Source organism: Fervidobacterium gondwanense DSM 13020, assembly GCF_900143265.1.
Classification (GTDB): Bacteria; Thermotogota; Thermotogae; order Thermotogales; family Fervidobacteriaceae; genus Fervidobacterium; species Fervidobacterium gondwanense.
The window spans coordinates 50030-76204 of the sequence record NZ_FRDJ01000006.1; the positions used below are offsets into that span (position 1 = coordinate 50030).

Here is a 26175-nt window from a genome sequence, read left to right on the forward strand (position 1 = left end):
AAATTGTACTGCAAAATAGCAATAGACGGACCAGCCGGATCCGGGAAGACTACTGTTGCCAAAGAGCTTGCCAGAAGGCTTAACATAGATTACCTCGATACTGGTGCTATGTACAGAATTGTTGGGCTTTATCTTAAAGAAAGTGGTATAGGTCCCGATGCTGACGAAGAAGAAATTCAGAAAAAACTTGAGAATTTGTTTATTGAATACAAAGATGGGAATTATTTAGTTAATGGTAAGATTGTAGGAGATGAGATTCGTACCGCCGAAGCCGGAGTTTACGCTTCGCAATATGGTGCCAATCCGGCGGTGCGAAATTTTCTTACTAACTTGCAGAAAGAGATATGTAAGAATCGAAGCATAGTTGCAGAGGGGAGAGATATCGGTACAGTTGTGATGCCAGATGCACAAGTGAAAATCTTCCTTGTAGCATCTCCAGAAGTCCGAGCTAAAAGAAGATACGAAGAACTTAAAGCAAAAGGAAAAGAAATAAGTTTTGATATCTTGCTTAATCAGATCATTGAACGCGACAAAAACGACACATCAAGAGAGATTGCACCACTTGTTAAAGCTCCAGACGCGGTAGAAATCGACACTTCAAATATGACAATAGAAGAAGTGATAGAAGAAATTTTGAGAATAGTCAAGAACAAATGCAGAGTGATTGACAATTAATCTATTAGGGAGTTTCACATATGCCAGCCAAAATTTTGATTGGTCCGTATGGTTTTTGTTTTGGCGTTGAACGAGCTGTGGATAATGTAATTGCATTATTGGAAAAAGGCGAAAAGCTTTTCACAGATGGCGAGGTTGTTCATAACAAGAACGTAATTTCGCACTTGAAAAGTCTCGGATTAAGCTCGGAACCTGTTGAAAATGGCACTTTTGTAATAAGAGCACACGGACTGCCGCCAAAGATAACTCAAGAAATAGCAAAGAACCATAAAATATTGGATCTTACTTGTCCAATCGTGCTGAACGTCTTTAAATTAGCAGAAAAACTGAATTCTCAAGGTTTCACGATAGTTGTATTTGGGAAACCCGACCATGCAGAGATGATCGCGCTGAAAGGGCATGTCCAAAGCGCTATCATAACAAAAGAACCTCTCAAAATTGATTCAAAGAAGATAGCGTTACTCAGTCAAACGACAAGCTCAAGCGATGACTTCCATACATTTGTCGAAAAAATGAAGGAATTGAATTCTGATGCCGAAATATCTGTATACAACACGGTATGTGGTGTTACCACAGAACGGGAAGATGCAGCAAAAGAACTCTCAAAAATGTGCGATTTAGTAATAGTAGTTGGTGGAAAAAACAGCTCGAATACAAGAAAACTTTACGATATCTCTTCAAAAGGAACCTTAACACTTCATGTTGAAGATTTGAAAGAATTCGAAGAGATGTTAAAAAGCAAAGCAGAGATTGAAAGCATCATTACCAATGAAAATTCAACGATTGGAGTGCTCAGTGGAACGTCAACATCACAAAGAGATGTTAATATCCTTGTGAAACACATTCTTGAAAAATACGGTGGGAGGGAAAGTTTCATGGCGGAATTAAACAGAAACAGCACATCACAGGTCGAACAACAGGAAAACTTCGAAGAACTTCTCGAGCAGTACGAAAGAGCAACAGAGGCAAGCCCTGTGGGTAGGGGGAAAATAGTAGAAGGCATCGTCACAGAAATTACGCCAACAGGACTAACCGTAGACTTTGGATGGAAAGGCACAGGCGTTGTACCATTGGAAGAGATGTACAAAGAATTATCAGAGTACAAAGTCGGTGACAAAATCATTGTGAGGATAGAAAAGCTGAACGAAGATGAAGGCACAGCTCTGCTCTCCGAAAAGAAACCGATGGCAAGGAAGGTAATTGAAAACATAGGCAAAGCTTATTCAGAACAGAAAACAGTATATGGAAGAATAATCGAAAGGATAAAGGGTGGTTACAGAGTTATTCTCGAGAATATTGTCGAAGCATTCTTGCCTGGCAGCGAATCTAATATAAAAGAGGGAGAAGAGCTTCCAAGGGAAAAAATGCACTTTGCAATTATAAACTTCGAACAGCGCGGGAAGAAATTGAACATAGTAGTCTCCAGAAAGCGCTTATTCCAAAAACTAATAAATGAATTTTTTGAAACGCGTAAACAAGGCGATGTCATAGAAGGAATAGTGGAGCAAATAGATGAAAGGGGCGCGTTTGTAAAGATTGGTGGCATACTGACTGGATTCTTACCAAATAGCGAAATATCTTATAACTCATCGATCAAGGCATCCGATGTATTAAGCATAGGTAAAGTTATGAAATTCTTAGTTAAAGAATTAGACCCAGCACGAAAGAGAATAACGCTGAGCCTCAAAGCACTGATGCCAGACCCATGGGAAAGTGTTGATAAGAAATTCAAGGTCGGTCAAAACGTAACTGGCGTGGTGACATCAGTCAAACCGTTCGGATTCTTTGCCAAAATAGATGATGGAATTGAAGGTCTCGTTCCTGTTTCTGAAATTTTTTGGGGCAAACCCGGCAAAGTTACAGATGTCGTAAATGTTGGAGAGCATGTAAAACTTCAAATATTGGAAATCGTACCTGAAAAGAGAAGGATACTCCTTAGTTATAAGTCCGTCGAAGGTGATATATGGGAAAGGCTCCAGCAAAAACACCCTGAAGGTAGTGTCGCAGAAGGAAAGGTTATAAAAGTTTTACCAAATGGTGTAATAATTGAAATCGAGCCAGGACTCACTGCCTTCTGCAATATATCGGAAATTTCCTGGAATTTTGTTGACAAAATCGAAGATGTCGTAGCAGAAGGTCAGCATGTAAAATTCCAAATTCTCTCAATCGACAAAGAAAACAAAAAGGTCAGAGTAAGCATTAGAAAAGCAACCGAAAATCCATGGGAGAAATTTGCCGCAGCACACAAAGAAGGAGATACAGTCAGTGCTAAGATAATAAAAAGCGTAGATAAAGGCTACATCGGCGTGTGTGAAAATGTAGAGGTGTACATTCCGAAAACACAAGTTTACGAAAATTTAAGCATTGGAGAAGAAGTAAGTGGTAAAATAATAAAGTTGGAGAAACAAAAAGACATTTATAAAATAATCGTCAGTCCAAAAGCATACGGAAGCGAAACAATGAAAAATATGCAAAATCAAGAAAAAACGAACTTTTCAAATGTAACTTTGGAACAAACGCTGGAGGGAAAAGCAAATAATGCCACTGAATCGGAAAGAACCGAAGAAACAACCGGAGGAGAAAAGTGAATTAACTGGATCAAAATTTGGAAAAGCGCCTATAGTTTTGATAGTAGGTAAAAGTAATGTTGGAAAATCGACACTTTTTAACAAACTGATTGGAAAGAGGAAATCAATTGTTGCAGATGAACAGGGAACAACAAGAGACGCGGTCATAGACCGCGTCCTTTGGTATGATAAATCATTCCAGCTGGTGGATACTTGCGGTATATTCGAAGGAAAAGAAAATGAAATATACGAGAGAAGTAGAGACGCAACCATTAAAGCTCTTGAAGAAAGTGCTCTTGTTCTTTTTATTGTCGACGGCAAGAATGGATTATCGTCTGAAGATCACACTATAGCTTCAATTCTAAGAAAATCAGGTGCGGACGTACTACTGGTCGCGAACAAAACCGAAAGCGAGAAATACTACCAGAAGGTTTATTCTGAACTCTTTTCATTGGGATTTGGAGAGCCGTTCCCAGTTTCGGCAGAACAGAGCAAGAACTTGGACGAGCTAATAGAGAATGTGATCAGCAGGCTTGAGGAAAAAGGCTTCGATTTAGAATACACTGAAAATAACGAAAATTTGATCAGAGTAACGATAGCTGGCAAACCAAATGCTGGCAAATCCTCCCTCTTTAACATGATAATTAATGAAGAAAGGGCTTTAGTCACTCCCATAGCTGGCACTACGCGAGACACAATAGACGAAATTGTAAAAATAGGGGACAAGAATTACCTATTTGTCGACACAGCAGGGTTAAGGAAAAAAAGCAAGATTGAAGACTTCATAGAAAGAATAAGTACTTTGCGAACAATAGAGGCAATTGAAAAATCCGATGTCGTCGTTCTGGTAATCGATTCGACCCAAGGAATAACAAGACAAGATCAGAGAATTGCCGGTCTTGCCGAGAAGAATGGGAAGGGCCTCGTTGTTGTTTTCAACAAATGGGATCTTGTGAAACACGCAGACAGGCGTGTAAAAGACTTTATGGACATGTTTAAGGAAAAGCTCTACTTCGTTGATTTTGCTCCCGTAATCTTCACCAGTGCGGTTAACAAAGTTGGATATAAAGAATTGATGAAGGCTATTAACACTGCTTACGCTTCGCTCCATAAGAAAGTACCTACAAGTGCTGTTAATGCCGCTATACAAAGAATGATAGCTAAGCCACCTCACGGACTGAAGTTGTATTATGGACTTCAAGTGGATATAAGGCCTCCGACATTTTTATTCTTCGTAAACAAAATCGAAGTTCCGGAAAGCTTTCAGAACGCTATAAGGAAAAACATAAGGGAGCAAATTGATCCATTTACAGGTGCACCTATATTCCTGAAATTCAAAGAAAGAGAGTAGCGCTAATGAAGAAAGATAATGACGCGCAAAGAACAGAACCGCTTACGGATGATTTTATTAAAAACTTAGAAAAACTCATAGAAGAAACTGACTGTCCAGAATGTGTAAAATGTGGCTGGTGCTGTAAACATACGGTGTGCTATTATGGCGAATGGGATTACGAAAAGAGACAGTGCAAATTTTTAACGGAAGAAAATCTATGCAGTAAATACGATGAGATAAATGCTTTTGAGGATAAGATAAGGTTGGACAAGAAGAGCAGATTATTTGGAAGCGGTTGCTGCTTAAACTATGAAAACCCTTATAGGCTCGAAATTCTCAGAAGGTTAGGTAAATAAAATAGATCGTTTTACGGGGGGCGAAGGATGTACGATTCTAAAAAGTTGAAGAAGGTAGTAATGTACAGAAATTTGACAGTAGCCTTAATAACAACGATAGTCATTGGAGTCATATTCTTAATGTGGCTCAACGTTTTTATCACAAAGGATTCAGAAAAGAATTTTGAAATCATAGACAGTGCTTTCCAAAACATCTTGAGCGCACTGAAAGAATCGTTAACTCTTCAAACAAGTAATGTCGATAAGTTTCTCTTAAATAATCTACAACTTGCGAAATCTTTGGTATTAAACCTTGGTGGATACGACGCTCTAAAATCGATAGAGAAGATATATGAGTCTTCCTTAGAAGATGCTGGTGAAGTCTTCGTCGATATTGATGTTGCTTTGGTTGACCTAAACGGAAAGGTACTTTCCTCAACGGGATATCACTCTAACGTCAGCGAACTCAGATTCAAGCCTTCAGAACCATCAGATCAGCAAACTCCGAAATTCCTCACATTCCTGCCAAACGAAAACCGATTGGTAATCTATTCTTGGTTTAGGATAAGCAACAATGAATTCTTAACGTTTATCCTTTATCCAGACCCACGACTGTATGTGAACTTGATAAAAGGATTAGCAACACTCAAAATTGGAAATACAAAAGAAATCGCAATATATGTAGACTCGGAAAATAGACTGGATATTTCTGGAAAGGTCTTAGATTCGGTTATAGACGCGGGAATAAAAGACAAGATTATAGTAAGGAGAATAACAAGCACTACGCTTTACAAACCATACACTTTATCAACTTACGAAGGTCTGACGACGAATTTATACCTCAAAGTAACGTTTGACTACATGAACTATGTATACATCATAGCCCTCATAATAGTTTTATTTATACTTATTGTCTTGATATTCACATATCTTTCAACACGTTCGGCGATAACCCCATTTGCAAGTGACATGACAAAATTGGGAATTGCAGTTCGGGAGGTCGGAAATTCTGGAATCCTTCCACCAGCAGGAACATTCAATCTAAGAGATACTCAGGAATTTTATGAAACACTTTCAGCCATAATGCAAGAGCTCAGTGCAACTCTTGAAGAACTCGAAGCAACAAACGAGGAACTTGAAAAGGCATACAATGAAGTGTCCGCAAAAAGTGAAGAGTTTAGGCGTTTGTTGTTAAACATGTCTGAGAGACTTGCCATGATTGCGGAAGGATATGACGAGGAAACTGGTCATCATATTTACAGAGTCAAAATTCTGTCGCGCTTCTTAGGTGAAAAGTTGCAACTCGATGATGAAAGAATTGAAGAACTTGGCATGTTTGCAAGCTTGCACGATATTGGAAAGATATTCATACCGCATGAAATACTAAAAAAACCCTCGCGCCTCACACCTGAAGAATGGGAAATAATGAAGCAGCATACAATACTCTCAAAAAGAATCTTAGACGTTCCCGGCTTCGAGACAGCGCTTAACATTGCTCTGTACCACCACGAAAACTACGATGGAACAGGTTATCCATTTGGTCTGAAAGGTGAGGAGATACCTATCGTGGCACATATTGTCAAGCTTGTAGATGTATACGATGCGCTTAGGTCGGAACGGTCGTATAAAAAGGGACTTTCGCACGAAGAAACACTAAGAATTATCTTAGAAGGGGATGGTAGAACTTCACCAAGCCATTTTTCACCAAAACTTCTAGAAGTTTTTGAAACGCACAACAATGAAATAGATGAACTTTGGAGGAGTATTTAACAAAACATTAATTGACTAATTTGAAATATATGGTACAATTCTGCTTGCTGATAAAAAAATCCGCACGCTTTCCGTTTCCCACCTCGGTGCTCTGAATTCTAATCGGAGTCGGTGGGTTAAAGGGGGCGGAGGATAAAACCAAATGGAGGTGCAGGTATGCCAGTCGTAACGATGAAACAACTTTTAGAAGCAGGTGTTCACTTCGGACACAGAACTCAAAGATGGAACCCCAAGATGAAGCCGTATATCTACGGAGCAAGAAAAGGTATCTACATTATTGACCTTCAAAAGACCGTAAAGCTCTTGGACGAAGCCTACGATTTCGTTAGAGACGTAGCAAGCAAAGGCGGAACGATCCTCTTCGTTGGAACAAAGAAACAAGCTCAACAGGTTGTTAAGAACGAAGCAGAAAGATGCGGTGGATTCTACGTTAACAACAGATGGCTCGGTGGACTTCTCACAAACTTCTCAACGATTCAATCAAGGATTCAAAGACTCATCGAACTCGAAGAGATGGAAGCAAACGGGGAGCTCGACAGGCTTCCTAAGAAAGAACAAAGCAAATTGAGAAAAACGCTCGAAAAACTTAGAAAGAACCTGGGTGGCGTCAAGAATATGAGAAGTTTACCAGATGTCATATTTGTCGTGGACCCGAGGAAAGAAAAGATAGCTGTCGAAGAAGCGAATTACCTTGGAATTCCTATCGTAGGTATGGTAGATACAAACTGTGACCCAGATCCAATCGACTACGTAATTCCATCAAACGATGACGCAATAAGGGCAATCGCTCTTATCGCAGCCAAGATAGCGGATGCTTACTTGGAAGGCAGAGAAGGCGTTGCGTACTCAGCAGAAGAAGCTCAGGTAGTATCCGAACCAGAAGAGATAGAGATAAACATTCCAGAAAACCTTGAAGAAGAAGAAATATAACAATTGAACAAAATATAAAAACACAAAAGACCTCGGCGTCAAGCCGAGGTCTTGTTTTTAGCTCTCGAACTAAGGTACGAATTGGCAACAAGTGATGCAAGTATCATGACCATACCGATTATTTGAATAAAGAGTATCTTTTCATGACGAATCAGGCTACCAGCCAATACAGAAACGATTGTCGTCAAATTAGAAAATAGAGACGAAACGGTCGGTGAGACTTTGCTGAGCATGTAATTTACCAAGAAGAAAGCAACTGTTGAAGATAAAACACCAAGGTACAGAGCACTGATAATTGCTGATAAATTCGTCGTTATCTCGAACTGACCAGTGATTAAACTCATGGTTGTGAAAAACAAAAAACCTGTCAGCATCATTGTGAATGTTATTTCCATAGGTTCGAAGAGCGCTGATAACTTCCGCGAGAAAATATTATAAAGTGCTGCAGAAAAGACGGCACACAGAACTAACACCTTTCCTATGAAAGCTCCTTTTTCAAATCCGCCGCCTCCAACTATTAGAGAGACGCCCAAGAAGCTTGTGAATGCAAACAAAACCTGAAACCAGTGTAGCTTTTCCTTAAGCATGAATGGACTGAGAAAAGCAATAACAATGGGTATCATCGCTATTATCATACCAGCCTCTGAAGAAGTTGCGTACCTCAAACCATTCGTTTCAAAAATAAAATACATTATAGGCTGGAAAATAACAACTTTCCACAGCTTCCAGTAAGGCTTCCTACTTATACGGACAACTTTCAGAAAACTTAGCAACAGAATAGCAGCGGTTGCTATACCAAACCTATAAGACAAAAACGTGTAAATCCCCACGTACTCAATGCCAGCCTTTGTGAACAAAAAAGAAAGTCCAAATATCAGCGAAACGGTAACTCCAGCAAGATAAACTCTCCAGTTTCCATTCTTCCCCATTATTATTCCCCTTTCACAGGAATTCACGAAAATTCTCATGGAACATCAATGGTTCGCAAAGCGTACCATGTTCACAACAATATTTTAAACCATAATCCTGAGCTTGAAAAGATAGGAATGTTCGGACTTCTCAAAAGCTAAAGAATTGACAATAGTACACATTTATGGTAATATTTTAGCAGACAAAACATATGATTGCTAATTTGTTTGACAATTCACAGGATATACTTTTATCGATTTCGTAATATCCGGAGGTGATAGAATGGACATCACCGAAAGGCAGAAAAAAGTGCTGTACTGTATTGTACAAGAGTACATAAACACGAAAGCTCCAGTAAGTTCGAAGAGAGTCTTAGAAAACGCTGCACTTGAAAGGTCAGGCGCAACTGTCAGAAATGACATGAACAGGTTGATGAAGGCTGGTTACATATATCAGCCACACACATCGGCGGGTAGGGTACCTACCGATAAAGGTTTGAGATTTTACGTTAACGAACTCAGAAAAATAAGAGATGAGATAAAGTCAAAGAGCACCCACGTTGAGACAGTTGCGAATTTCCCAATGGGCGATATGGAAAAAGTGCTAACTGGGGCAGCCAAATTGCTGAGTTCATCAACAAAAGGCATGGTAGTTATAGAGAAGCCAAGTCCGTTGAATCTTAGGATCAAAAGAATTGTGATAACACCTGTTAGCAGAAACTTTTCTATTGCAAATGTCGTAACTTCGCTTGGTCTGAGTTCTTCTATACCTCTCCAACATGCAGAAATCGATAGCGGCGAAGAGATAACACACATTGAGGAAGTCCTGAACAAGCTGATTCAAGGTCTAACACTTAACGAATTCAGAACGAAATTGAAAGACATCTTCTCGAAGTTAAACAATCTCAATAGCATAAACGGCTTTGAAATAAGTAATATGAGCAAGGGATTCTTGGAGATAACTGAACGCTTATCGATGGAAAGCTACGAGGATTATATCACCGAAGGACTTTCAAACCTTTTAACAAACGACAGGATTAATTTACGAAAACTGCAGAATATACTTGCTTATGTATCAACCGATGTTTTCTACAAAGACCTCTTAGAACTCAAGAATGATGTCTATGTGGGTAAAGAACATGGTTTGCGTTTCTTGGATGACTTCTCAGTCATTATAGGACCATTCTATGCGGAAAACAACCCAATAGGACGAATCGCCGTCTTATTTGATAAGTTCAGCCGATATGATCATGTGTTCGAAAGCTTTGAATTCATGCTCAATAGATTGACTGAATACTTCACAATAGTCTCGAGAAATGTGTGAAATGTGTTAAATGCGTAAACTAATAAAATATATAAAAGATGAACTGAGGAGGGAAAAATATGGAAAAGGAAAGAAAACTGGAAAATTTAGAAGAGAAGGAAAGGAAAATTGCTTCAGATAACACAGATAATTTGACTGAAAATAAAGAGGAAGTTTCGAATCTTGAAAAGGAAAACAAGGAGTTAAAAGAAAAGATCTCCGAGCTCGAAGCGCAGTTGAAAGAAATCCAAAACGCGGCTCGGGTTATAAAAGCAACATTCGAAAATTACAAGTTAGACGCCGACAGGCAGATAAGAGATGCGAGCAGAGCTACCTCTTTAAGGATTATGAGAGCGATGATACCTCTCTTAGACGATTTCAAACGAGCTTTTAAACATTTTGAGCTATCAAACAACCTCGAGGAATTCAAAACTGGAGTGGAAAAGATATACGAGAAATTTGTCAGAACACTTGAAAATGAGGGGTTAAAACAAATTGATGCAACTGGCAAGTTTGACCCGTTCAATCACGAAGCATTCGAAAGGGAAGAAAGAGAAGACTTGGAAGAATACACGATCACCGAAGTTATAGAAGATGGTTATACCTTCAACGGTCAGGTTATTAAACCTGCGAAAGTAAAGGTTGCAGTCAAGCCAAGAAAGAAAAAAGAACCTGCAGAAAATACTGAGAACACAAACAGTAACAAAGACAACAGTGAAGGTAAAAGCTCTGAAAGCAGTGCGGAAAATAGAGGTGAGGCATAATGCCAGCTAAAAAGGATTATTACGAGATACTTGGTATTCCAAAAAATGCCTCTGACGATGAAATTAAAGCCGCTTACAAGAAGCTTGTCAAAGAATGGCATCCAGATAGGCACGCCGGAGACAAAAAGAAGCAAGCGGAACAGAAGTTTAAAGAGATTCAAGAAGCTTACGAAGTGCTCAGCGACCCGCAAAAAAGAGCAATGTACGATAAGTTTGGTTACGTAGGTGAAGGCGGTTATGTATACGAACCGAATGGGACAAATTTCGGCACTGGTGGTTTTGGTTTCGGATTTGAAGACATTTTCAGAGATTTCGATGATATATTCAACATATTCTTTGGAGGGCAGAGAACTTCAACAGCTTCTCAATCGTCCCAGAGAGGAACACGCAGAAGCTCTCGAAGAGGTGAAGATATAAATGTTGAGTTAGTTATAACAGATGCAGATATATTCACTGGAAAGGATGCAACAATTGAATACGATAGATATGATGCTTGCGAGAACTGTCATGGCGAAGGTGTTGAACCTGGCAGTAAGTGGGTAACCTGTTCAAAATGTCACGGTACTGGCGTTGTAAGAGAAGAAAAACGCACCCCATTTGGAGTATTTATTAACCAGCACACTTGTGACGCTTGTGGTGGTACAGGTTCGATTCCCGGAGAAACATGCCATGTCTGTCGCGGCAGTGGAAGGATAAAGAAGCGAACCACTGCTGTGGTAAATATACCATCAGGAGTCGAAGATGGAAGCGTATTGCGAATTCCTCGGAAAGGAAACGCCGGCAGTTATGGTGGTGAATACGGGGATTTGTATGTGCATATCAGAGTCAGACAAACAAGTGATTACAAACGCGAGGGTGATGATATAATAGTAACTGTGCCAATAGATTACGTAACAGCAATTCTTGGAGGAACAGCGTTCGTTGAACTTCCGAATAAAGAGAAAATCGAGGTAGAAATACCTGCCGGCACACAGCCAAATGATAGAGTTGTTATCAAAGGCAAGGGAATTCCAAATACAAGGACAGGTAGACGCGGGAACTTGGTTGCAGAATTTAAAGTTTCGATACCAAAGAAGGTATCAGGTAAAGAAAGGGAACTTTTGAAAGAAATAGCAAAAGAAAGGGGTATTAAGGTTTGAGACTTGACAGGAACAAATTAGAAAATGCTCACAAAAAAATGTATAGAAGACTTCCAAACAGTAGAAAGAACAGCAGAAATGGATCCAATAGTTTCAAGCTTTTTTCTGCTATTTTCTTGATATTAGTGATAGGTTTATTCTTCATTGGTTTTTCCACAATTATAAACTCTGAAAATAACACAATGAAACTTTTTTCTTTTCTGAAGCAAGCTGATAAAACGAATAACGAAAATGTAAATGAGGAGAAAGAAATCTTTCTTGACTTTGGGCAAGAAACACGAATAACGAAGGTTTTGAAAGTCAACGACGAGTATTTAGTTGTAGGTGATGTACTGACAAACGAGAAGGAAAAATACCAGATCTTTTTAGCAAAGTTGGATAAAGATGGCAATATAATTTCAAAAACGTTTTTTGGAAACGATGGAGACGAATTTGCATATGATGTTATTAAGGAGAGCGACGGTTACATAGTCGTAGGGGTTTCTTCTTCAAAAAGTTTCGGAGTCCGTGGCAGGTACGATGCTCTGCTTATAAAATACAATGAACAAGGAAAAATCCTTTGGTACAAAGTTTACGGAGGACCTGACTGGGATAGAGCATACAAAGTTCTGAAAACAGAGAACGGATACGTCATCGTAGGTGATAATTACGCAAAAGGCGGAGATGTGTCGCAAAATTTTGGCGAACACGACTACTGGATTGTGAGCTTGTCAAGAGATGGAAAGATTCTATGGGACAGGAGCTTTGGCGGTATAAGATGGGATAGAGCGTATTCAGGTGGCTATGTTGAAGCACAAAAATTGATTCTCTCTGTCGGTTCTTCAAACTCGTTCACAGATGGGAATCGGTACGATGGATACGTTGTAGCTTACGATACAAAGGGTAATTTAGTTTGGAAGTCTACGTTAACAAACTCTTATACACTGTGGCCTCTCGATTTAGTTGTTACAAATAACTCAATTTACGTCGCAGGATATGTTTACGAAAAACTGTCGTCAGACTCTGCTGGCAACAATTCGCAAAATGCCTTAGGAGTTGAAAAGGGCTTCATCGCAAAGCTTTCGGAAAGCGGTCAAGTCGTATACCTTAAAACGTTTGGAGAAAATGCGAGAATACATTCGATAGCCGTTGATTCTTCAACAATAGATAACAAAGATGAGAGCAAGACAATCATGTTTGTTGGTTATAAAACCGATAAAGACGTAAAGATACCGTGGTATGGTTCTTTCATCTTCCGAACGGATATGGAGAAACCTACTATTATAGAAAAATACTTGGACACAGAATATGGTATGTTGTTTAACATTCTAAAATCAGAAGATGGAGTCGTTATATCCGGAAGCAGTATGAAAGAAGGGAAAATTGTTGGGCTACTGAGGATAATGCCAAATATATAAGTGCTTAAGTCTTATTCGAGCAACTCTTTTAAAGACTCCTTGTAATTTCTTCCAACTGGCACAATATCGCCATTTGAAAGTTCGAGGGCCACGCTCCCAAAGTAATTCCTGATTATTTTCTTTATGTGCTCAACATTTATAATATACGATTTATGAACTCTAAGGAATTTTTCCGCAGGTAGTTTTTCTTCACAAACCTTTAAAGAAGTTTTCGTAGTCAATTTTTCTTCATTTGAGACGACAACTACTTCACCTTCGCTTGCGTAAATGTATAAAATTTTGCTGATATCCAAAAACAACACCTCTCCGTCAACTTCGACGGAGAATTTTTCTTTTTTCATCTTCTTTATGAATTCTCTCATTTTTGACTCTTGAAGTACGTCCTCTTTGTTGCTTTCTATAATCTTCCTTACCTTCTCGATAGCAGTCTTCAAGCGTTCTTCCCTTATAGGTTTTAAAAGATAGTCAATTGCATTTTCTTCGAAAGCCTTTACAGCGTATTCTGAATAAGCAGTCGTAAATATCACATAAGGCCTATGCTTGACGTTTTCAAGAACATAAAAACCGTCGTATTCTCCCAAGTTTATATCTAGAAAAACCAAATCGGGCATTTTTGTATTGATCATCTCGATAGCTTCACGTGCGTTAGATGCTATGCCTAATATATCTAAACCTTCCTCTTTCAACATCTTTTCAAGTACAAGAGCAAGCAACTTTTCATCTTCAACAATTACACAAGTCATATTCTCACCTTTACCTCCAATTCACTAATTTTATGTCAAACTCTTAGCGGGTAGCAAGCCATCTCAGAAATACCTTTGTTCCTTTTCCTGGTGATGTCTCATAAATTAATTCTGAATCCTTATCGAACGTTTTCAGCAAATTCTCAACCATCTGTAGACCTGCACCCTTCACGATTTCTGATGCACCCTTTCCATTGTCTTGAATACTCAAGAGAATAAATCCATCCGTTTGCTTAGCTTCTATTGTTATAACACCACTGTTTGTAGACTTGGTTACACCATGAATTATCGAGTTTTCCACAATCGGCTGAAGGATTAGAGACGGAATTTTCACACCCTCACATTCCGGCTGAATGTCTATCATATAGTCAAAATTGCTCAACCTGATCTTCTGTATATCCAAATACTTCTTCACTAAGGAGATTTCATCTTTCAACGTCCAAACTTCAGGAGCTTCCAGAACTGCTCTAAAAAGCTCTGAAAGATTTATAAGATACTCGCGCAATTTGTCATTGCTTTCTCCAAGGTCAATCATTGAAACCGCAGTGCTCATAGAATTGAACAGAAAATGAGGATTAGTTTTGTACCTGAAAACCTGCATCCTTAACTTCATCTGGGCTTCATTAAGCTTTTTATACTCTATAACCTGCCTCTCAAGCTCTCTTTTTAGAGCAACGTAAGATACTCCAAAGGATACCAAGAGAAATGTTGAAACCACAAGTAACGCATTCAAGAAATTGCTCAAAGTATCTATCGGATATCTGTCAATCCACATGTTAAACAGATTGGCAAAAAGGAAACCCAAACCAACTACTGCAACTACAAGGAGTGAAAAATACAAAAGTTTGATCTGCTTTGTCGCATTAACTAATTCTTTACCCCACATTCTAAAAACATAGTACGTTATACCGACAGTATTCACAATCAAAAAAGTAGCAATTACTGAGAACAAATAAAGATTCGACGGAACGAAATACATTATGTAAACAAAGATGATAAGTGATATGAGTTGAAGAAAAAGAAATACCCGCAAACTTATCTCTCCTTTAGTCTTTTCAATTTCACAAAATTAGTGCTTGTTTTTAAAGAACACGAGATTAGAAATCGATCCAACCACAACACTTATAAGCATCCAAGCAAATCCAAATCCCACCGAGCCTTTGGCAACAACTGTGAGTAAGATCTGGTATGTAGCGTACTCAGAGAAGAGAAGATACGATAAGAACTGTAGGAGAAAAAAGGAAAAAATAGGCGAAAGAACAGAAATCAAGAGAATTTCCCTTAAGCTCACCTTTGCTCCCAAGCATAAAGCGTATAGAATAACAAAAAGAACAGGAAAATAGCCGAACGAAAAATTCGGGAAGAGGCTGTAAAACGTCGAATAAGAATTCACAACGGAAAACATAAGTGAGTGGAACATTATAGCCAACCACTTCATATTTCTCCCCCCAACTTCTACCTAATTGATATTTTACCACTTTGTGGAATGAATTGTGATAGAATACTAATGTAAATCACTATAAAGTAGAAGGTGAAAATATGAACTTTAATCCAGAAGTAGAGAGTAAAAAAATAGAGCGCTTTATAAATGAACTTATTGAGAAACACGGATACAGAGGGGCTGTGATAGGTGTCAGCGGTGGTATTGATTCAGCTGTCGTACTCGCTCTGTTAGTAAATGCTGTTGGAAAAGCTAAGATAAAAGCATTTATCTTACCAGAAAGAGATAGTTCAAGGCAAAGCATAGAAGATGCGAAGCTGGTCTGCCAACATTTTGGTGTTGAATACAGAGTAGAAAGTATTACAAAAGCTTTATCAGGTTTAGGTACTTATAAACTATTCCCACCCGCGCTGTTCATACCCGAAAAACTTAAAATAGTCTACGCAAAAAATAGGTGGAACAGATATGATGACCCATACGCCATGGATTTGCAAAATTCAGGTGATGAGCTCTTCTTGAAAGGCATAGCATACTACAGATCCAAACATAGGATAAGGATGTGTAAGTTATATTTCGAAGCGGAAAAACTCAACTACTGCGTCGTTGGAACGACGAACAAGACTGAACTGAAACTTGGACTTTACGTAAAATGGGGCGACGACTCTGTCGATATCGAACCTATTAAACACCTTTATAAGACACAAGTTTTTGAGCTTGCAAGGTATCTAAATGTACCCGAGAAGATTATAAAAAAACCACCGACGCCAGATCTTGTCCCCGGTTTGACCGATGAAGAGGCATTTGGAATGACTTATCAAGAGATTGACAGCATATTGATGGGACTTGAAAAAGAACATGATTTGCTTGAAAAGAACATCAATGACGAGAAATATAAGAGAATAATGAGACTGATAGAACTTGCAAAGTACAGGGAGATTAAATCTTTGGGTATTGAGGACGCGAAAGATGAACGATAAGAGTCAGAATTCGTTTGACTCAAATGTAGGTTTCATATGCGATCTAACAGTTGTTAAGCTCGGCAAGAAACTCAGAATCTTAGGATACGACGTTGAAATAGTGAAAAGCTCAAATATGGCCACGATAGAAAATGTCGTCAAGACAAAAAACATAAAAAAATTACTAATTACTAAATCTCGCGAATTGGCAAGGAAGCTATCAGGCATATTAGTATTAAGCAACAATGTCAGTGAACAAATTGAAGAAGTTCTGTCAAAGATTCAAAGCACAGCGCGAGGAAATCCAAGATGTAGTGAATGCAATGCAGAATTGATAGAATGTTCAAAGGAAGATATCGTCGGAAAAGTTCCTACGTACATATTTGAAAGTTTCGAGCGTTTTAAACATTGCCCAAAATGTGGCAAAATATTTTGGGAGGGGTCTCATTTCAAATTCAGAGGGGTTTGGAACTTAGCCAACACGAAAGACTTTAAACTTCGAAGGGGTGAATCAAAATGATAGGAAGTAAAATATGCAAAGCGCTTACCGATATATTTGAAAAAAGCAAATTATCAGAATCAGCACAAAAAGTTGCCGAAGAAATCGCATCTTTTGTTGGAGTCGATAAAATTTCGATCGCTTTTTACGAAAAAAGCAAATCAGCATACCGTGTACTTTTAAGCAACTTCTTGCCAGTTCAGTCAAAAATCCATTCAAGTATCATAGACAGACGCGATAGTTTGTCGAAGATAAGACTTGATGGTGAATTATCTGAATACGGAGAAGCTTACATATCACAGCTGGTCTACGGTGAGTATGGCGATAGTGCTCCTATTGGAATTGTACTCACACCAAGGCTTCCTTCAAAAATCACTAATTATCGCGAGATTTCAGACTTCTTGGCATTTGCCCTGTGGTTTATTCCAACATACGAACAATCAAAGAATTACTTAAGCAAATACAGATCCCTTTGGATGCTAACAACACTCTTCGAAAGCGCAAAATCCACCTCAGAAATAATTGAAACTTTTCTGAAAGTAATGGCAGACATACTGGAAGCAGAAATATCAGCAACTTTGAGAATCAAAGACAAAGTCGAAGTGCAAGTGTATGACCAAAATTCTGGTTCGTTCGATACTTTCAAATTCGAAATGTCAGAGATGCCAAACGAAACTTTGAGATACTTCAAAGGCACAGAAAAGGTTCTTTATAAACCAGTTGGATTAAATGCGGTACTCAAGGCGAATGTTCTATCCGCAGTTATTGTACCGGGTGACATCAATTCAGAAGAATGGTACATTTTTGCAAACAAGAAGGCAAAAGATACATATTTGGAATCAAAGTCATTTGATTCTATGGATTTGGACTTAGCAAGGGATTCGGTAAGAAGATCCATTCTTGCAAGGGGAAGAGTTGAGTTTGAAAAACGTCTGAGAGAAGAGATTGTAAAACTAAAGGAATTGCAGGAGAACCATGAAAAGCTTATAGAAGAACAGAAAGAGCAGATAAGAAAAATGAACGCCGTGCATTACATAAGCCAGGCTATGCGAACTATGTACAGCGTAAGAAATGTCTACAAGACGTTGCTGTTGGGGCTTACTTCCGGCAGGTTGCTGGGATACAACCGAGCTTTATTACTCGTATACGATGAAAAACGGGACACACTAATTGGAAAAATGTGGTTCGGACCAGACAGTGAAAACGTGGAGGAAGATTGGAAAAAAGCCAATCAAAGAGCAATGAGATATGCAGATGTTGTTCAGTACCTAAGGGAAGAAGCTATGACGATTGAAATAAACAATAGACTAACAGAGCAAATCGAAAACAGAATATTTCCATATAAGGCGCATCCGATACTTGAAAAGTGTGTACTGAGAAAGAAGATATTTGTTGGAACCGAAAGATTGATCGACTCTATGGGAGTAGATGTTGCGGACATCGTTAATCTGCTCGGCACAAAAGAATTTGCTGTAATACCACTTGTAGGACGAGAAGGCACATTTGGAGTAGTGATAGTGGATAATTTCTACACAAAAAAACCTATCAGAGAAAGTGATATAGATATCTTAAAAATAATTTCTGACAGTGCAGGGCTCGCAATAGAGACCGCACTTAACTATGAAGAATTGCGTAATAAAACTGCATCGCTTGAAAGGCAGAAGAGTCTCATTGAATATTTACGCGAGTTCTCAGATTCTGTACTCCAAAACATGTCCTCAGCGATAATCGTTTTAGACAGAGAAGGGAAAGTGAACGAGTGGAACAAAAAAGCTGAAATTTACTTCGGTCGACCCAAGGAACAAATGACAGGCATAGAATTAAGATCACTCGGACCTGAATTTGAGGATATACAAGAAATGTCTTTTCAAAGTATGAGAATTAAAGAAGAGATAAACTTAAGTAATTACTTAATCTCATTGGGCGGTCAGGAAAGGTATTACGACATCCGCATAACACCATTTTGGGATACGGAGAGAATAATGCTCCGAGGCGTTATAATAACCCTTGATGATGTAACAGATAGAGTTAATTTAGAAAAAGAACGCAAGAAGCAAGAGAAACTTGCTGCACTTGGTGAAATGGCTGCAAGAGTTGCACATGAATTAAGGAACCCCATTTCAGTTCTTGGAGGATTTATTAAAAGACTTCAAAAGAACGTTGATAACCCTGATGCAAGGAGTAGGTATGTAAAAATAATAGAAGACGAAGTATTACGCCTTGAACAAATAGTGAACGAAATACTTGATTTTAGCAGAGAACCGAGATCATTGGAATTCCGGTATTTCAATATAAACAAACTCATAAACGATGTGTATATTCTCTTGGAAGAAAAAATCCGAGAAAAGAACATACTTTTCACATTTAATGCCGATTCCGAAGAAATAACAGTATATGCTGAATACTCAAGAATGAAGCAGGTTGTAATAAATTTATTGCAAAATGCAATTGAAGCTACTCCAAATGATGGTAAGATATTAATAGAAACTAAAATCAAACTCGACAAAGTCCTGGTATCTGTCTGGAATGAAGGGAAACCGATAGACAAAGAAACTGCAGATAAACTTTTTACACCGTTTTTCACCACTAAGGTCTACGGTACCGGACTGGGACTGGCTATATGCAAGAAAATTGTTGAGGATGAGCATAAAGGAAAGATATACCATGAAGCAACCGATAACGGTAATCGCTTTGTCGTTGAAATCCCCAAGGTGGAAGACACACAAGTACCTGAAGGAAATTTGAACAGTCAAATAGACAATAATTAAAAAGGAGGAGTACAAAAATGATGGAAATTATGCTTAAAGCAAAGATTCATATGGCAACCATCACGGAAAAGGAAATTGAATATGAAGGAAGTATAGGTATCGATGAAGAACTATTAGAATTGAGTGGAATAAAGATAAACGAAATGGTAATAGTCTCGGATGTCAACAACGGAAATAGACTAACAACGTATGTGATACCGGAACCCCGTGGTTCAAGAAAGATTTCATTGAACGGCGCGGCTGCAAGACTTGTTGAAAAGGGAGACAGAATAATAATAATGGCATTTTCAATATACGATCCAAATGAATACAAAGGACCCAAGATTCTGATATTGAATCCAGACAATACTGTCAAAGAGATTAGGTGACATTCAACCAGAAAAATTATCGGCACGCTCTCTGATTTGCTCTTGCAAGGGGGAATAGCATGAATGTAGTCATTTCCGTAACACCGGACAAGATGGAAGCTTACATAAAACTTTCGAATATACTTCCGGGAGAGAATGTCACTTTAGATAAATTAACGGAAGAAATAAGAAAAGCGAAAATAACACACAACATAGATTTGGGGGCTCTTCGGCACCTGTGTGAAGAGCCGGTTGAGGACACACCTGTGCTTTTTGCCCGCGGTGATTTACCAAAGAATGGAGAAGACGGAAGAATAATATTTGAAGTACTGAGTCAAAGATCTTTCACCACTTCCGGAAACAAAGTTGATTTCAGAGAGTTTCCAGTGCAGAAAAGAATAATCGTCAAAAGTGGTCAGAAAATTGCAACCATTTATCCACCAACAGAAGGCATCCCGGGTCGAAATGTCTACGGAGAACCCGTTCCGGCTAAGAAAGGCAACGAAGCAAAAGTAGTACTTGGAAAGAACGTTGCACTTAGCGAAGATGGAATGCACATAATTGCAACAAACGAAGGAATATTAAAAATAGATATTGAAAAGGGAATGATTGAAGTAAGTGAATACTTAGAAATAGATGGAGACGTTAACTATGAAACTGGAAACGTCGAATTCCCCGGTGTAGTTTTAGTGAAAGGCGATGTAAAACCAGGCTTTATAGTTCGCGCAAAAGGGGACGTTGAAGTCAATGGTGTTGCAGAGGCTTCAACAGTAATCTCGTTAGAAGGAAATGTAAGAGTTTCTGGTGTAAAAGGTAAGGATAAAGGATTGATAAAGGCAAAAAAGGATGTGCATGTAAAGTACGCCGAAGCGGTAACAATAGAAGCCGAGAATCTCTACTTCGAATCCAATCTGATGAACTGCACTGTAAGGGTCACGAATTCTATAATCGGGACAGGACCTCGTGCGAATATCATCGGTGGCGAATACATCGCGCTATCAAAAATAGAAGCCGAAGAAATAGGTTCAGACTTTGGCGTTAATACATATCTGGAAGTTGGTGTAAACCCTTACATTCGCGAAGAACTGAAATTACTAAATGTCCAAATAGAAACAGATAAGACAAGCTTACAAAAGTTAATCAATATCGTAAAGCAATACAAGGAAATGAAAGAAAAAGGAGTGACTATACCTCCGGATAAAGAAGAACAGTTCTCTAAAGTAACAAGAACACTCATTAACCTTCGGGAACAACTCGAGAGAAATTTAAAAAGAAAGCAAGAACTTGAAGAGAAACTGTCCGTTATGCGTTATCAATGCTCAGTCGTAGCAAGAAAAGTATTATATCCTGGTGTTGAAGTCTTTATGCATGATGCAAGGTACATGACGGACAGACCATTGCCAAAGGTAGTTCTTAAATACGAAGACGGAAAGATAATTGCCGGAGGATATGGGGGGTAAAACCTCAACTCTCTTGGCTTTCTAAATTTTAAAAAATAGGAGGGTTAAGATGCAGTTCAAGATTATACCTCATTTTCGCTCAATGATCTGGGGTAACAGTGATATAAACGTTATCTTCGAGCTTGAAAATGAAATGCCAATAGGTGAAATTTGGCTTCTTTCAGGACACCCATTATATGAAACAAAGCTTGAGAATGGGATTTCCTTAAACGAATTTGGGCGTTCAATATACGACAGTAAATATGAGAGATTCCCAATACTGATAAAACTCGTATCAACAAAGCAGTGGCTAAGTGTGCAAGTTCATCCAGACAACGATTACGCAAACTCTTTCGAGAAAGAACCTTGGGGAAAAAGCGAAGCCTGGTATTTTCTTACAGACGGTGAATTTGCAATTTGCGAAGATGTTGACAAGATGAAAGAGTACATAAATAATGGCAAAATGGATAAATTAAACGAAGTTATGACTTTTGTAAAGGTTAGGAAAGGTACGTTTGTAAACATACCAGCCGGGACTGTACATGCTCTGGGTCCGAACAGCACAGTCATAGAAGTCCAGCAGTCGTCAGACCTTACATACCGCATATACGACTGGGGAAGGCCAAGGGAGACCCATATTGAAAAAGCGATTCAAGTAAGCAAAAGTATCAAAATATCCGATATACTCTCTGAAAATACAGCCGGATTACAAACACCATACTTTACTTTCTCAACAACACTACCAGAAAAAGACAGCCTCATAGTCGAAATACCAACAGAAATTACTAAAGATTTCTGTGCGAAAATAATCCTAAAAGAAACGGTTGACAACCAGAGCGATAAGATATATGTATACAATTTCTTATAGTCTTGAGAGCTTGGAATAAAAACATGCGGGTAAAAACCCGCATGTTTTGTTTTTTCTATTCACTTTTGATTAATCGCTGATTTTTTCTTCAAGCAAATCGAGAATATTTTTAACTGTCACAAGTTTCTCGATTTCTTCGTCTTCGAGCTTTATACCAAACTCGTCTTCAAAAACCATAACAAGATCGAATGCATCGAGTGAATCTGCTCCCAAATCTTCAATCAAATGGCTATCTTCGTCAATGTCTTCGATAGGTACGTTCAGCTTCTCAGAAATGATTTCCGCTACTTTTTTAAAGAGCTCTTCTCTATTCACATTAATCGCCTCCTACAAGGATTTTCTATGATGTCTTGCTATATTTTAATAAAACACTTTCGCTTTGTCAATATTTTTAAAATATTCCTTTTAATCCCGAGCTGCTTCTTCTAACTCATCTACAAGGTGCTCAATGAACCTAAATGCCCTTTCCCAGAATCCTTCTTCCTTGACATCAATTCCAACACTGGCTAACAATTCTTCCGGTGTATACTTGCCTCCGCTTTCAAGCAATTTTAAATATTTCTCGGCAAATGTTCTTCCTTCTTCCAAGTACTTCTGATAAAGCGTAATCACAAGACAGTGCGCAAAATTGTATGCATAGACGTAGAATGGTGTCTCAAAAAAGTGAGAAACCATCGCCCATTCGTTTTTGTACCACTCAGGAATTTCGACAACATCTCCAAATATATTCTTCAATTCATCGTGGTATATCTCATTCAACTCATTCCAATCGGCGTACCCATCTGTACTAATCTTCTTGTGGGCTCTCAATTCAAACTTAGTAAACATATTCTGCCTAAATGTTGTCGCGATTGTATCTTCGATTTTCGAAGCAAGCAGAGCCATTTTTTCTTTTTTTGAAAGCTTGTTTTTGAGATTATCAAAGACTAAGAACTCTCCAAAAACGGAAGCGAGTTCTGCTAACGTCAGTGGCGTGTCGTGGTTGAAAAACGTCTGTTTTCTTGAAAGAGTGCCATGCAATCCATGTCCAAGCTCATGCGCCAAAGTCATAACATCGTACATGTCACCGTTAAAGTTCGTGAGAACGTACGGAGGTAGTTTTGTCGTTGAATATATACAGTAAGCACCTCCAACCTTTCCCTTCTTAGGTAGCAAATCAATGCGCGAAGTATCGAAAAATCCTTTTACAATATCACCAGCTGATTGGTTAAACGCATAATACGATTCCAAGATAACGTCCTTAGCTTCATCGAAAGTAAATATTCTCCTCTCAGCACTTATCGGCGCGTATATGTCTGCAAGTGTCAATTTTTCGCCCATTATTTTCGATTTCCAATCATAATACCTGCGCACCAGATTTGTGTATTGGTCAGTAACTTCTATTAATTTATCTACAACTTCGTCGCTCACTTCATTTTCAAAATTCATCATCGATATCGGCTTTGGAAAGCGTCGAATTTTGCTCTCTGTGTCGTAGTTTTTGACTATCAGGTTATAAACTTCGGTTATCACCATTGAATCGTTTTGGAACCTTTCAAAGAACATCTTCATTGCTCTTTTCCTGAGATGGCTATCCGTCGACCTGCGTAGTGCTTTAATTTCTTCGACCGTTAACGTTTTAAGCTTACCATCAATTTCTATATCAAAAGTGTACGCACTCTCTAATCTACTATGAATCTTGGAAATTGCACCTCTTCCGGAAACAGACATCAAAGCTAATGTTTGCTCAGCTTCTTTAGATAAGAGGTGCTTTCTTCTTTCCACAATTCTTCTAAGCTTGTGCTCATAGTTTTTATCCAGATCTATCATTTTTTCAATGGATGCATCATCAAGAGCAGCAAGCTTAACTTCCATCTTTACGAGGCTTTCTGAAAGTTCAGCTTCGAGTTGTTGAATACTTCCGATGAGCTTCTGGCTTTCTGAACTCTCAGTATCCGTAGAGTACCTCATCCACGCATACTGAGAGGATTTTGCAAAATTATCGGTTGAATCTTCTATCTTTTTAATCAATTCAACTAATCTTCCTAATTCCTGTTCATTTTCAAATTCCTCAACGTATTTTTTTATTTCGTTCAAGCGCAGTTTTGCATTTTCAGTAGCAGCTGTATCGTCTTGAAAAATCTCTTTCAGATTCCAGTTCAAGACAGCTCCCTCCTATCCTTAGAAAATCTCTTATTCTTCCTCCTCACCAATCCTGAGCATTGCTAAGAAAGCTTCTTGAGGTATCGTCACGTTACCAATTTCCCTAAGTTTTTTCTTACCCTCTTTCTGCTTTTCAAGAAGCTTCATCTTCCTCGTAACGTCTCCACCGTAACACTTCGCCAACACGTCTTTTCTCAGTGCCTTAACTGTTGAACGTGCGATGAACCTACCGCCAGCTTTCGCTTGGATAGGAATTTCAAACTGATGTTGAGGTATGAGCTCAGCGAGTTTATCGACAAGCTTTCTTGCTATCGTGTATGCTTTGTCGCGGTGCGCAACGAACGACAGTGCATCAACAGGTTCTTTATTCACGTATATCGCAATCTTTACGAGATCACTCTTTCTGTATTCAAGGAACTCGTAGTCCATTGATGCGTATCCTCTACTCACTGCTTTCATCTTATCGAAGAAATCGAAGATGATTTCCGCAAGTGGAACTTCAAAGTGCATAACAACACGCTCGTGACCGGCGTTTTCCGTTGAGATCATCGTACCGCGCTTTTCGTTCTGCACCAAGTTCATCAACTTTCCTATATAATCTGGTGGCGTAATTATCGACAACTTAACGTACGGCTCGTAAATCTCTCGCACTTCTCCTTCTTCTGGGAACTTAGCCGGGTCGTTTATGAACACCTCTTCGCCCGCATGCGTGATTACCTTGTACTCAACGTTCGGCGCAGTTAATATGACAGCCATATCGAACTCTCGCTCAAGCCTTTCCCTGACAACATCCATATGAAGTAGTCCAAGAAAACCGCACCTGAAACCAAAACCAAGCGCTGGCGAGTGATCTGGTTTGTAAACGAGCGCCGCGTCGTTGAGCTTGTATTTATCCAGTGCCTTTCTTAACTCTTCGTAGTACTCAGGCAATCCTGGATACATACCCGCAAATACCATCGGTTTTACTTCCTTGTATCCCGGCAGTGGCTCTGGAGCTGGGTTATCAGGTTTTGTTATCGTATCACCGATTTTGGCTTTGGAAACGTCTTTCAACCCTGCAATGATATAACCGATATCCCCTGCTTTCAGAGAATCGACAGGCAACATATCAGGAGTGAACGTACCTACCTCTATGACTTCATAAACTTCGTTTGTAGACATCATCATTATCTTGTCGCCTGATTTAATCTCGCCATCGAAAATTCTAACGTACGTAATTGCACCGCGGTATTTATCGTACTTCGCATCGAAAATAAGCGCACGCAAATGCCCATCATCGGATGTTTCCGGTGGTGGAACGAGCTTTATAACCGCCTCCACAAGTTCTTTAACACCAATACCTTCTTTAGCACTTATCTTAAAAATATCCTCGCCTGGAATACCTATCAAATCTTCTATTTCCGCGACAGTCTCTTCGATATTAGCAAGTGGCATGTCGATTTTATTCACAGCTGGTATTAACTCTAAATCATGTTCGAGTGCCTTATACGTATTCGCAACCGTTTGAGCCTGAACACCTTGTGTTGCATCGACTAAGAGGATAGCACCCTCGACTGCCGCCATGCTCCTATCAACTTCATAAGAGAAATCGACGTGCCCAGGTGTATCGACGATGTTTATTTCGTATTCTTTTCCATCTTCTGCTGTGTAGAAAACTCTAAGTGGGTGTGATTTTATCGTTATTCCGCGTTCTCTTTCGATATCCATACTGTCAAGGTACTGTTCTCGCATTTTCCTCTTCTCAACGGCATTCGTCATCTCTAAAATCCTATCGGTAAGCGTCGTTTTACCATGGTCAATATGCGCAATTATACAGATGTTCCTAACATTTTCTATTTTCCTCATCTATCT

General features: G+C 38.9%; 23 protein-coding genes. 16 read left to right on the forward strand and 7 right to left on the reverse strand.

The genetic code is table 11. The annotated features are described in order from the left end of the window. The first annotated feature begins 3 nt into the window (after positions 1 to 3). The 6 genes from cmk (at position 4) to rpsB (ending at position 7610) form a co-directional block, all read left to right on the forward strand. Positions 4 to 675 carry a (d)CMP kinase gene (gene cmk, locus BUA11_RS06290; protein WP_072759553.1) on the forward strand — a complete coding sequence of 224 codons (672 nt, stop codon included), beginning with the start codon at positions 4 to 6 and terminating at the stop codon, positions 673 to 675. A 20-nt stretch (positions 676 to 695) separates the two neighbouring features. Further along, positions 696 to 3263 (forward strand): bifunctional 4-hydroxy-3-methylbut-2-enyl diphosphate reductase/30S ribosomal protein S1, encoded by a 2568-nt coding sequence (locus BUA11_RS06295; RefSeq protein ID WP_072759555.1) that lies wholly within the window; start codon positions 696 to 698, stop codon positions 3261 to 3263. After that, positions 3214 to 4593, forward strand: a complete 1380-nt coding sequence (gene der, locus BUA11_RS06300; protein ID WP_084634387.1) for a ribosome biogenesis GTPase Der — start codon at positions 3214 to 3216, stop codon at positions 4591 to 4593. The genes BUA11_RS06295 and der overlap by 50 nt, the downstream gene beginning before the upstream one ends. A 5-nt stretch (positions 4594 to 4598) precedes the next feature. Next, on the forward strand, positions 4599 to 4931 hold the full coding sequence (locus BUA11_RS06305) for a hypothetical protein (RefSeq protein WP_072759557.1): 333 nt from the start codon (positions 4599 to 4601) through the stop codon (positions 4929 to 4931). A gap of 27 nt (positions 4932 to 4958) precedes the next feature. Continuing rightward, positions 4959 to 6680 (forward strand): HD-GYP domain-containing protein, encoded by a 1722-nt coding sequence (locus tag BUA11_RS06310; protein WP_072759559.1) that lies wholly within the window; start codon positions 4959 to 4961, stop codon positions 6678 to 6680. Positions 6681 to 6836: 156 nt separating this feature from the next. After that, on the forward strand, positions 6837 to 7610 hold the full coding sequence (gene rpsB, locus BUA11_RS06315; RefSeq protein WP_072759561.1) for a 30S ribosomal protein S2: 774 nt from the start codon (positions 6837 to 6839) through the stop codon (positions 7608 to 7610). A 38-nt stretch (positions 7611 to 7648) separates the two neighbouring features. Here rpsB and BUA11_RS06320 read toward each other — a convergent pair whose 3' ends face one another. Next, the gene (locus BUA11_RS06320; protein ID WP_072759563.1) at positions 7649 to 8539 is read right to left on the reverse strand and encodes a DMT family transporter; all 891 of its coding nucleotides are present in this window, start codon (positions 8537 to 8539) and stop codon (positions 7649 to 7651) included. A 262-nt stretch (positions 8540 to 8801) separates the two neighbouring features. Here BUA11_RS06320 and hrcA point away from each other — a divergent pair, with 262 nt between their 5' ends. The 4 genes from hrcA to BUA11_RS06340 are packed head-to-tail and all read left to right on the forward strand — an operon-like array spanning position 8802 to position 13121. Continuing rightward, positions 8802 to 9842 (forward strand): heat-inducible transcriptional repressor HrcA, encoded by a 1041-nt coding sequence (gene hrcA, locus BUA11_RS06325; protein ID WP_072759565.1) that lies wholly within the window; start codon positions 8802 to 8804, stop codon positions 9840 to 9842. A 59-nt stretch (positions 9843 to 9901) separates the two neighbouring features. Beyond that, positions 9902 to 10585, forward strand: a complete 684-nt coding sequence (locus BUA11_RS06330) for a nucleotide exchange factor GrpE (RefSeq protein WP_084634388.1) — start codon at positions 9902 to 9904, stop codon at positions 10583 to 10585. Next, positions 10582 to 11724, forward strand: a complete 1143-nt coding sequence (gene dnaJ / locus BUA11_RS06335; protein WP_178137755.1) for a molecular chaperone DnaJ — start codon at positions 10582 to 10584, stop codon at positions 11722 to 11724. Before BUA11_RS06330 ends, dnaJ begins: the two co-directional genes overlap by 4 nt. After that, a complete protein-coding gene (locus BUA11_RS06340) occupies positions 11721 to 13121 on the forward strand; it encodes a hypothetical protein (protein WP_072759569.1) in 1401 nt (466 codons plus the stop codon). Before dnaJ ends, BUA11_RS06340 begins: the two co-directional genes overlap by 4 nt. An 11-nt stretch (positions 13122 to 13132) precedes the next feature. Here the strand turns inward: BUA11_RS06340 and BUA11_RS06345 are convergent, their stop codons facing one another. The 3 genes from BUA11_RS06345 to BUA11_RS06355 are packed head-to-tail and all read right to left on the reverse strand — an operon-like array spanning position 13133 to position 15302. Then, positions 13133 to 13864, reverse strand: coding sequence for a LytR/AlgR family response regulator transcription factor (locus BUA11_RS06345; RefSeq protein WP_072759571.1), 732 nt, complete (start codon positions 13862 to 13864; stop codon positions 13133 to 13135). A gap of 43 nt (positions 13865 to 13907) precedes the next feature. Next, positions 13908 to 14897, reverse strand: a complete 990-nt coding sequence (locus tag BUA11_RS06350) for a sensor histidine kinase (protein ID WP_072759573.1) — start codon at positions 14895 to 14897, stop codon at positions 13908 to 13910. 36 nt (positions 14898 to 14933) lie between these two features. Next, a complete protein-coding gene (locus BUA11_RS06355; protein WP_072759575.1) occupies positions 14934 to 15302 on the reverse strand; it encodes a hypothetical protein in 369 nt (122 codons plus the stop codon). Between the two features lie 101 nt (positions 15303 to 15403). Between BUA11_RS06355 and nadE the strand changes: the two genes are divergently transcribed. Genes nadE through BUA11_RS06385 form a run of 6 tightly spaced genes read left to right on the forward strand, consistent with a single transcriptional unit; the run spans position 15404 to position 22182 of the window. Further along, a complete protein-coding gene (nadE, locus tag BUA11_RS06360) occupies positions 15404 to 16282 on the forward strand; it encodes an NAD(+) synthase (protein ID WP_072759577.1) in 879 nt (292 codons plus the stop codon). Then, the gene (locus BUA11_RS06365) at positions 16272 to 16781 is read left to right on the forward strand and encodes a Mut7-C RNAse domain-containing protein (protein WP_072759589.1); all 510 of its coding nucleotides are present in this window, start codon (positions 16272 to 16274) and stop codon (positions 16779 to 16781) included. Before nadE ends, BUA11_RS06365 begins: the two co-directional genes overlap by 11 nt. Next, positions 16778 to 19528 carry a sensor histidine kinase gene (locus BUA11_RS06370; protein ID WP_072759592.1) on the forward strand — a complete coding sequence of 917 codons (2751 nt, stop codon included), beginning with the start codon at positions 16778 to 16780 and terminating at the stop codon, positions 19526 to 19528. Before BUA11_RS06365 ends, BUA11_RS06370 begins: the two co-directional genes overlap by 4 nt. Before the next feature lie 17 nt (positions 19529 to 19545). After that, positions 19546 to 19896, forward strand: coding sequence for an aspartate 1-decarboxylase (panD, locus tag BUA11_RS06375; RefSeq protein ID WP_072759593.1), 351 nt, complete (start codon positions 19546 to 19548; stop codon positions 19894 to 19896). A gap of 59 nt (positions 19897 to 19955) precedes the next feature. Then, a complete protein-coding gene (locus BUA11_RS06380; protein ID WP_072759596.1) occupies positions 19956 to 21335 on the forward strand; it encodes a flagellar assembly protein A in 1380 nt (459 codons plus the stop codon). 49 nt (positions 21336 to 21384) lie between these two features. Next, a complete protein-coding gene (locus BUA11_RS06385) occupies positions 21385 to 22182 on the forward strand; it encodes a type I phosphomannose isomerase catalytic subunit (protein ID WP_072759598.1) in 798 nt (265 codons plus the stop codon). A 69-nt stretch (positions 22183 to 22251) separates the two neighbouring features. Here the strand turns inward: BUA11_RS06385 and acpP are convergent, their stop codons facing one another. From acpP to lepA, 3 genes are all read right to left on the reverse strand, one after another. Further along, positions 22252 to 22497, reverse strand: coding sequence for an acyl carrier protein (gene acpP / locus BUA11_RS06390; RefSeq protein WP_072759601.1), 246 nt, complete (start codon positions 22495 to 22497; stop codon positions 22252 to 22254). A gap of 90 nt (positions 22498 to 22587) precedes the next feature. After that, a complete protein-coding gene (locus tag BUA11_RS06395; protein WP_072759604.1) occupies positions 22588 to 24324 on the reverse strand; it encodes a M3 family oligoendopeptidase in 1737 nt (578 codons plus the stop codon). Positions 24325 to 24354: 30 nt separating this feature from the next. Beyond that, on the reverse strand, positions 24355 to 26169 hold the full coding sequence (gene lepA, locus BUA11_RS06400) for a translation elongation factor 4 (RefSeq protein ID WP_072759605.1): 1815 nt from the start codon (positions 26167 to 26169) through the stop codon (positions 24355 to 24357). Positions 26170 to 26175 lie beyond the last annotated feature (6 nt).